At 64.6% G+C, this 1,016-nt stretch carries 2 protein-coding genes; both read left to right on the top strand.

The annotated features are described in order from the left end of the window. The first annotated feature begins 73 nt into the window (after nt 1-73). Nucleotides 74-259 carry a helix-turn-helix domain-containing protein gene (locus MXD58_RS25450; protein ID WP_250610213.1) on the top strand — a complete coding sequence of 62 codons (186 nt, stop codon included), beginning with the start codon at nt 74-76 and terminating at the stop codon, nt 257-259. 84 nt (nt 260-343) lie between these two features. Beyond that, a complete protein-coding gene (locus MXD58_RS25445) occupies nt 344-958 on the top strand; it encodes an IS30 family transposase (protein ID WP_308302043.1) in 615 nt (204 codons plus the stop codon). Nucleotides 959-1,016 lie beyond the last annotated feature (58 nt).

Here is a 1,016-nt window from a genome sequence, read left to right as displayed (position 1 = left end):
CCCGGCGGCGTCAAACGGTCGTAGCGACGCCTCGATAGAATGATCGTAATGGCGTCGAGGGGCTGGATGGTGGATGGATCTTCGGGCGCGGTTGACGGTGGAGGACCGCGAGATTATCTCGCGGGAGTTGAGTCAGGGGCGTTCGGCTCGGCATATCGCCGCGGTGCTCGGTCGTCATCATTCGGGGATCTCCCGGGAGATCGAGCGTAACGGCAGCGCGGCGGCGTATCGGGCGGGTGGATGCGCAGGCGCGGTGTGACGTGATGTGCGCCCGCCCGAAGGAGCGGAAACTCGTCGCGTCGAGGGAGCTGCACGACGCGGTGAACGCCGGCCTGGTTGAGAGGTGGTCACCGAAGCAGATCAGCAGGAGACTGCGCACGGACTTTCCGACGACGAGAGCATGCGCGTGAGCCACGAAACGATCTACGAGTGCCTCTATCTCCAGGCCCGCGGTGAGCTGCGGACCGAGCTGAAGATCGCGCTACGCGAGGGCCGGACCAGGCGGGTCAACCTGTCGCGTAGCACGTCGACCAGGGGCGGCATCGTCGGCATGGTCAACATCAGCGAGCGGCCGAAGGAGGTCGAGGACCGCGCCGTCCCCGGATTCTGGGAGGGCGACCTCATCATCGGGAAGGGCAACAAGTCCCAGATCGCCACGCTGGTCGAACGCACGACCCGGTTCGTGATGTTGGTGCGGATACCGTACGACCGCAACGCAGAGAAGGTCGCCTACCTGCTGGGTAAGAAGATGGAGACCCTGCCCGAGTTCATGCGGAACTCCGTTACGTGGGACCAGGGTAAGGAGATGGCCCGGCACGCCGACTTCACCGTCCGCGCGGGTATTCCCGTGTATTTCTGCGACCCGCACTCACCATGGCAGCGCGGCTCGAACGAGAACACCAACGGCCTGCTGCGCCAGTACTTCCCGAAGGGCACCGACCTGTCCTTGCACACCTAGGAAGAACTTGATACGGTGGCCACGCAGCTGAATGGGCGGCCGCGGGAGACGCTCAAAT

Source organism: Frankia sp. AgKG'84/4 (genome assembly GCF_023242965.2).
GTDB lineage: Bacteria > Actinomycetota > Actinomycetes > Frankiales > Frankiaceae > Frankia.
The sequence above is the reverse complement of the archived record's forward strand: the minus strand, read 5'-3'. Positions and strand labels throughout refer to the sequence as shown.